Genomic DNA, 7,241 nt, shown 5'->3' with positions numbered 1-7,241 from the left:
GGCCCCTCCCCCACCTCGTCCTCCGCCCGCGAAGCGGCGGCCGCCGCGGCCGCCCCCACCGCCGCCAACGGCACCGACTGCGGCTCGGCGGAGCGCACCGTCGAGAAGCCCTCCCCCGACCGCAGCACCCCGAGCATCTCCCGCAGCTCGGTCAACGCCTGCCGCCCCATGTCCCCCACCAGCGCCGCGTTCTTCACGGCCTTCTCGGGGTCCTTGCGCGCCACCGCCTGCAACGCCGCCGCGTGCACCACCATCAACGACACCCGGTGTGCGACCACGTCATGCATCTCCCGCGCGATCCGCGTCCGCTCCTCGCCCCGGGCCCACTCCGCCCGCTCCTCCGCCCGCTCGGCGAGCAGCTGAAGCTCCCGCTCCAGCGAGTCCGCCCGCTCCCGCAGGCTCTCCATCAACCGCCGCCGGGCCCCCACGTACAGCCCCAGCAGCACCGGTGGCGCCGTCAGTCCGATCGCCACCGTCAGCGCCAGGAACAGCGCGAACCACTCGTCGCCGCCGACCACGGCGTCCCCGCTCACCCCGCCGTCCTCGCCCCGGGTGATCTGCGTGGCCTGCACGAACCACACGATGAAGACCCCGGTGAACGCCATCCCCGACAGCGCCCCGATGATCCGTCTCGGTGCCTCGGACGCGGCCAGGGTGTAGAGGCCGACGAGCCCCATCAGGTACCCCATCTGAGCGGGCGCGACAGCGATGAACACCAGGACGACGGCGACCGGCCACATCCGCCGCACCAGCAGCACGGAACCGGCGAGCGCCCCGAACACGACCCCCACCGCCGCCGGCAGCCCCGCGTCGCCGGCGAACGCGACGCCCTCCACGGAGCACTCGACCGCCGACACGAACGCCAGCGCGCCGTCGAGCACGGCCCCCCGCCACCGCTCCCACCACCACGGGCCGACCGGGCGGCCCTCCATCCTGGCCCCGGTGCGGTCTTCCCCCGTCGCGGTCATACCCCCAGCCTACGTTCGAGCGCCCCCGCTTTTCCGGCGAGTTTCTCGTACTGGCCTACACCACACCGCCCAATCGAACAGAAGCGAAACCACCCGGTATCCCTCGAACTACTGAATCGCACACCGTTCGACCCCGGAACCCCCCATTCCGCCCAGACGGTAAGCCCATGGCACACCCGCACGACAAACACCCCGATCTCCAGGCCCTGCGGGAGGGCGAGCCCGCCCTCGAGCGGACCAGGCGCCCGCGCGCCAAGGACGACCTCCGCGCCGAGGCCAGAGAGCTTCGCGTCCGGGGCTGGACATACGACCAGATCCAGGTGGAGCTGGGCTGTTCGAAGAGTTCGATCTCCCTATGGGTGCGCGACCTGCCCAAGCCCGAGCGCAGACGCAGCACCGACGAGGCTTCGGCCATCGCCAGGAGAGGCTGGGAGGCCAGGCTGCAACAACGAGAGGAGGAACGCCGACAGACGAAAGCCGCCGCCACGCATGCGGTCGGCGAGCTGTCCGATCGAGAGGTGTTCCTCGCGGGTGTCGCCCTCTACTGGGCGGAAGGCGCCAAGGACAAGCCGTACAGCCGCCGCGAGAGGCTGCACTTCATCAACAGCGACCCGAACGTCATCGGCTTCTTCCTGCGCTGGCTCGACACACTCGGCGTGGAGCGGGAGCGGCTCCGCTTCCGGGTGAGCATTCACGAGTCGGCCGACGTGACGGAGGCCGAAGCCTTCTGGGCCGGACTGGCCGGCGTGGCCCCTTCCGTGTTCCAGAAGGCCAGCCTCAAGAAGCACAACCCGAGGACGAGGCGGAGGAACACCTCTCAGGCGTACCGAGGCTGCCTGATCATCTACGTGCTGGGGAGCGCCGACCTGTACCGTCGCATGGAGGGTGCCTGGTACGGCATAGTAGGGGCTGGCGTCGCTTCCGATCTAGGAAATCGGGCATAGCGACTAAACCATCCCGGATCGTCTAAGGGCAGGACAAACGGTTTTGGTCCGTTGAATGAGGGTTCGAATCCTTCTCCGGGAGCCACAGCACACAAGACCTCAGTTCGGGTCCTGACCGCAGCCAGACGGGTCAGGGCCCGCTCACATTTCCCCCTCACTGCCCCCCGGTATCCTGCGGATGTCCACACCCCACTCATCCACAGCCGAAGGGCATCCCCGTGAGCGCAACCCGCCCGGCAGCCGTCGTCGTCCTCGCAGCGGGTGAGGGCACCCGTATGAAGTCGGCCACACCCAAGGTTCTGCACAGCATCTGTGGCCGCTCCCTGGTCGGCCACGTCCTCGCCGCCGCGCGCGAGTTGGACCCGGAGAACCTGGTCGTCGTCGTGGGGCACGCCCGCGAGAAGGTCGCCGCGCATCTGGCCGAGGTCGACCCGGGCGTACGCACCGCGGTCCAGGCGGAGCAGAACGGCACGGGGCACGCCGTACGGATGGGCCTGGAGCAGCTCGGCGGCGGCGTCGACGGGACGGTCGTCGTGGTCTGCGGCGACACCCCGCTGCTGACGGGCGCCACGCTCCGCCGTCTCGCCGAGACCCACGCGGCCGACGGCAACGCCGTCACCGTCCTGACGGCCGAGGTCCCGGACGCCACCGGCTACGGCCGCATCGTGCGGGACGGCGCCTCGGGTGCCGTGACGGCGATCGTGGAGCACAAGGACGCGACGGAGTCGCAGCGGGCGATCCGGGAGATCAACTCGGGTGTGTTCGCGTTCGACGGTCAGCTGCTCGCGGACGCGCTGGGCAAGGTGCGGACGGACAACAGTCAGGGCGAGGAGTACCTGACGGACGTCCTGGGGATCCTGCGGGAGGCCGGGCACCGGGTGGGCGCGTCCGTCGCGGTGGACCACCGGGAGATCGCGGGGATCAACAACCGTGTGCAGCTCGCCGAGGCCCGCCGGATCCTCAACGACCGGCTGCTGACCGAGGCGATGCTCGCGGGTGTCACGGTGGTGGATCCGGCGTCCACATGGCTCGACGTGACGGTGACGTTCGAGCAGGACGCGCTGGTGCACCCCGGTACGCAGCTGCTCGGTGCCACGCATCTCGGTGAGGGTGCGGAGGTCGGTCCGAACTCGCGGCTCAAGGACACGGTGGTCGGGGCCGGCGCGCGGGTGGACAACACGGTGGCGGACGGCGCGGAGGTGGGTCCGCAGGCGACGGTGGGGCCGTACGCGTACCTGCGTCCGGGGACGCGTCTGGGGCTGAAGGCGAAGATCGGTACGTACGTCGAGACGAAGAACGCGTCGATCGGTGAGGGGACGAAGGTTCCGCATCTGTCGTACGTGGGCGACGCCACGATCGGCGAGTACTCGAACATCGGTGCGGCGAGTGTCTTTGTGAACTACGACGGTGAGCAGAAGCACCACACGACCGTCGGCTCACACTGCAAGACGGGTTCGGACAACATGTTTGTGGCTCCCGTCACGGTCGGGGACGGTGCGTACACCGCTGCCGGGTCCGTGATCACGAAGGATGTGCCGCCCGGTTCGCTGGCCGTGGCCCGTGGCCAGCAGCGGAATATCGAGGGTTGGGTGGCTCGCAAGCGTCCGGGGAGCGCGGCGGCGAAGGCGGCCGAGGCGGCTTCTCGGGAGGCGGAAAGCGAAAGCTGACCGGAAACGGGTGCGTCGGGGACGGCGTACCGTGATAAGTGCACACCCGCACCCCAGCTGAGCGGTCATCCGTGCCCAGCTGTGACACCTCTGAGGAGACAGTGCTGTGACCGGGATCAAGACGACCGGCGAGAAGAAGATGATGTTCTTCTCCGGCCGCGCCCACCCCGAGCTTGCCGAGGAGGTCGCCCAGCAGTTGGGTGTCGGGGTCGTCCCGACGAAGGCCTTCGACTTCGCCAATGGCGAGATCTATGTGCGGTACCAGGAGTCGGCGCGTGGCGCGGACTGCTTTCTGATCCAGAGCCACACGGCTCCGATCAACAAGTGGATCATGGAGCAGTTGATCATGATCGACGCGTTGAAGCGCGCGTCGGCCCGCTCCATCACGGTGATCGTGCCGTTCTACGGTTACGCGCGCCAGGACAAGAAGCACCGTGGTCGTGAACCGATCTCGGCGCGTCTGATCGCGGATCTGATGAAGACGGCGGGTGCGGACCGGATCCTGGCGGTCGATCTGCACACGGACCAGATCCAGGGCTTCTTCGACGGTCCGGTGGACCACCTGTTCGCACTGCCGCTGCTGGCGGACTACGTGGGCGCGAAGGTGGACCGGAGCAAGCTGACGGTGGTGTCCCCGGACGCGGGTCGTGTGCGGGTGGCGGACCGTTGGTGCGACCGGCTGGGCGCCCCGCTCGCGATCGTGCACAAGCGGCGTGACAAGGACGTGGCGAACCAGGTCACGGTGCATGAGGTCGTGGGTGAGGTCAAGGGCCGCATCTGTGTCCTCGTGGACGACATGATCGACACGGGTGGCACGATCTGTGCCGCGGCCGACGCGCTGTTCGCGCACGGTGCGGAGGACGTCATCGTGACGGCGACGCACGGTGTGCTGTCGGGTCCGGCCGCCGATCGGTTGAAGAACTCGAAGGTCAGCGAGTTCGTGTTCACCAACTCGCTGCCGACGCCGAGCGAGCTGGAGCTGGACAAGATCACGGTGCTGTCGATCGCGCCGACGATCGCGAACGCGGTGCGCGAGGTGTTCGAGGACGGTTCGGTGACGAGCCTGTTCGACGAGCAGTAGGGATCGCGGAGCGGTCGTGTAGAGATCGTTTTGGGTGCGGCCTCCCTTGCCGAGTAGACTGCTGCAGTTGCTCGGCGAGGGAGGCCGTCCGCGTTCTGTGCGCGGGTTCGGCTGTCCGTTATCGACGCGCTCTTCGTAGCAGGCCGTTCGTGGCCGGGTGACCACGTCCGTTGCTATCTCTACGAGGAGTGATCATGTCCGAGGTGAAGCTCACCGCGTCGACGCGTACCGAGTTCGGCAAGGGTGCCGCCCGTCGTATCCGTCGTGACTCCAAGGTTCCCGGTGTTCTGTACGGTCACGGTTCCGACCCGCTGCACCTGACGCTGCCGGGCCACGAGCTGCTGCTGGCGCTGCGTACGCCGAACGTCCTGATCTCGCTGGACATCGACGGCAAGACCAGCGAGCTGGCGATCCCGAAGTCCGTGCAGCGTGACCCGATCAAGGGTTTCCTGGAGCACGTCGACCTGCTGCTCGTGAAGAAGGGCGAGAAGGTCAACGTCGAGATCCCCGTGCACACCGAGGGTGAGCTGGCGGCGGGTGGCAACCTGCTGGAGCACGTCCTGAACGCGCTGCCGGTCGAGGCCGAGGCCACGCACATCCCCGAGTCGGTCAGCGTCTCGGTCGAGGGCCTTGAGGCGGGTGCGTCCGTCCTGGCGAAGGACATCGCGCTGCCGAAGGGTGTCTCCCTGGCGGTCGAGGAGGACGCGGTGGTCCTCCAGGTGCTGGCCGCGCAGGCGGAGGAGCCCTCGGAGGAGGGCGCCGAGGGCGAAGAGGTCGCCGAGGCCTGAGCCGTACTGCGACAGCGGTACAGCGAGTCTTGATCCAGCCGCCGTTTCCCTTGCGGGAGCGGCGGCTGGTTCGCGTAGGAATGGAGACATGGACGTGACGACCGATCCCGCTGCCCCCTGGTTGATCGCCGGGTTGGGGAATCCCGGGCCCGAGTACGCCATGAATCGACACAATGTCGGGTTCATGGTGGTGGATCTGCTGGCCGAGCGGATCGGGGGGAGGTTCAAGCGGGCCGGGAAGGCTCAGGCGCAGGTCGTGGAGGGGCGGATCGGGCCGCCGGGGCCGATGAGCCGGCGGGTGATCCTGGTGAAACCGATGTCGTTCATGAATCTGTCCGGTGGTCCGGTGAACGCGCTCAGGGACTTCTACAAGGTGCCGGTGGGCAACATCGTGGCCGTCCATGACGAGCTGGACATCGACTACGGGACGCTGCGGCTGAAGCTGGGCGGTGGTGACAACGGTCACAACGGGCTGAAGTCGATGACGAAGGCGATGGGGTCGGACTACCACCGGGCGCGGTTCGGGATCGGTCGGCCGCCGGGCCGGATGCCGGTCGCGGACTTCGTGCTGAAGGACTTCGCGTCTGCGGAGCGCAAGGAGTTGGACTACTTCGTGGACCGGGCGGCGGACGCGGTGGAGTGTCTGGTGATCGACGGTCTGGAGCGGGCACAGGGGACGTACAACTCCTGAGGGTTGATCTCGGGAGGGATCCGGACAAGTCGCGATTGCGTCCTCGTCCCGGTTGGCCTGCGGGAGTTGACCGACCGCGGTGCCATGGCCAATGATCCCCGCCATGCCCGCCAGCCATGCCTCCGCTTCCCGTTCGCGGCACGCTCGCGCGCTGCCGCGCAAGGCTGGTGCGTCGAGCGCGTTGCGGTACGGGCGGCTCGCGGTGATGAGTGTCGTCGCGTTGGTGATCCTGGTCGCCGGGGTGTGGGGTTCCTGGGGCTGCGCCCAGCACGTGATGCTGAGCAAGGGGCGCGAGCAGGGGACGATGACAGTGTCCCGGTGTGAGGGGTCGGTCTGCTGGGGGCCGTACGAGCCGGTGTCGGCGGGGTCGACGGCGCGGCAGCGGGTGAGCATCGAGCACTCGGTGGCGGTGCGGACGGGGGAGACGTACTCGGTCGTCGTGAAGCCGGGCAGCAGTGATGTGGTGCGGACGGGTCCGGCGGGTCTGCTGCACGCGTGGGTGCCGCTCGGTGGTGCGCTGCTGCTGTCCTCGGTGGTCGTGGCGGGCGGGTTGCGGATGCGGCGCTCGGCGTGGGTGCTGGGCGGTGCGGGTCTGGCGCTGATCACGGCGGCCTGGGTCGCCCTGTGAGGCCGGCCGTCCGGCCGGGAGCGCGCGAAGAGGCTGTCCCCCTGAGCACCCAGCCCTGAGCACCCAATTTTGAGCACACACGACGGTGCCCCCGTGGTCGTAGGACCACGGGGGCACCGTTCTTCCGTGTCCGGGTCAGCCGGTGTTGCGCAGGCCCGCCGCCACGCCGTTGACGGTGAGGAGGAGGGCTCGGGCGAGGAGCGGGTCGGGGGTCTCGTCGGCGGCGGCAGCGTCGCGCTGCCGCTTGAGGAGGGCGACCTGGAGGTAGGAGATGGGGTCGAGGTAGGCGTCGCGGATGGAGAAGGTCTGCTGGAGGACGGGGTTGGCGTCGAGCAGCTTCTCCTCCCCGGTGATGCGCAGGACCTCGCGGACGGTGAGCTCGTGTTCGGCCTTGATGGTGTCGAAGACGTGCTTGAGCTCGTCGGGGACGAGGGTGTCGACGTAGTGCTGGGCGATCCGCAGGTCGGTCTTGGC

Annotated in this window: 8 protein-coding genes and 1 tRNA gene; 7 read left to right on the top strand and 2 right to left on the bottom strand. The window is 68.7% G+C overall.

Annotation, left to right across the window (positions count from 1 at the left end):
* A partial coding sequence (locus AOK15_RS35220; RefSeq protein WP_055522392.1) for a sensor histidine kinase occupies positions 1-968 on the bottom strand: 968 nt, incomplete at its 3' end.
* 167 nt (positions 969-1,135) lie between these two features.
* On the opposite strand from AOK15_RS35220, the gene AOK15_RS35215 reads away from it, so the two are divergent.
* From AOK15_RS35215 to AOK15_RS35185, 7 genes are all read left to right on the top strand, one after another.
* Positions 1,136-1,912 (top strand): hypothetical protein, encoded by a 777-nt coding sequence (locus AOK15_RS35215; protein WP_055522390.1) that lies wholly within the window; start codon positions 1,136-1,138, stop codon positions 1,910-1,912.
* 11 nt (positions 1,913-1,923) lie between these two features.
* Positions 1,924-1,997 (top strand) — tRNA-Gln (locus tag AOK15_RS35210).
* A gap of 133 nt (positions 1,998-2,130) precedes the next feature.
* The gene (gene glmU / locus AOK15_RS35205; RefSeq protein WP_079058882.1) at positions 2,131-3,579 is read left to right on the top strand and encodes a bifunctional UDP-N-acetylglucosamine diphosphorylase/glucosamine-1-phosphate N-acetyltransferase GlmU; all 1,449 of its coding nucleotides are present in this window, start codon (positions 2,131-2,133) and stop codon (positions 3,577-3,579) included.
* 106 nt (positions 3,580-3,685) lie between these two features.
* Positions 3,686-4,660, top strand: coding sequence for a ribose-phosphate diphosphokinase (locus AOK15_RS35200; RefSeq protein WP_055522386.1), 975 nt, complete (start codon positions 3,686-3,688; stop codon positions 4,658-4,660).
* Between the two features lie 194 nt (positions 4,661-4,854).
* A complete protein-coding gene (locus AOK15_RS35195) occupies positions 4,855-5,448 on the top strand; it encodes a 50S ribosomal protein L25/general stress protein Ctc (RefSeq protein WP_055522383.1) in 594 nt (197 codons plus the stop codon).
* 88 nt (positions 5,449-5,536) lie between these two features.
* The gene (pth, locus tag AOK15_RS35190) at positions 5,537-6,139 is read left to right on the top strand and encodes an aminoacyl-tRNA hydrolase (RefSeq protein ID WP_055522382.1); all 603 of its coding nucleotides are present in this window, start codon (positions 5,537-5,539) and stop codon (positions 6,137-6,139) included.
* Between the two features lie 103 nt (positions 6,140-6,242).
* Entirely contained in the window at positions 6,243-6,767 is a 525-nt protein-coding gene (locus tag AOK15_RS35185) for a hypothetical protein (RefSeq protein ID WP_240508740.1), read from the top strand.
* Positions 6,768-6,902: 135 nt separating this feature from the next.
* Here AOK15_RS35185 and AOK15_RS35180 read toward each other — a convergent pair.
* Positions 6,903-7,241 (bottom strand): phosphoenolpyruvate carboxylase (locus tag AOK15_RS35180; RefSeq protein ID WP_055522378.1); only part of this gene is annotated, 339 nt, incomplete at its 5' end.

This window comes from Streptomyces ossamyceticus (assembly GCF_001418475.1).
In the GTDB taxonomy this organism is placed as follows: Bacteria; Actinomycetota; Actinomycetes; order Streptomycetales; family Streptomycetaceae; genus Streptomyces; species Streptomyces ossamyceticus.
This window is presented reverse-complemented; position numbering and strand designations above follow the sequence as displayed.

Bases quoted from the DNA above. Each gene is read 5' to 3' on its own strand.
- AOK15_RS35185 (WP_240508740.1), top strand. From the start codon at position 6,243: ATGCCCGCCAGCCATGCCTCCGCTTCCCGTTCGCGGCACGCTCGCGCG.
- AOK15_RS35215 (WP_055522390.1), top strand. From the start codon at position 1,136: ATGGCACACCCGCACGACAAACACCCCGATCTCCAGGCCCTGCGGGAG.
- pth (WP_055522382.1), top strand. From the start codon at position 5,537: ATGGACGTGACGACCGATCCCGCTGCCCCCTGGTTGATCGCCGGGTTG.
- AOK15_RS35195 (WP_055522383.1), top strand. From the start codon at position 4,855: ATGTCCGAGGTGAAGCTCACCGCGTCGACGCGTACCGAGTTCGGCAAG.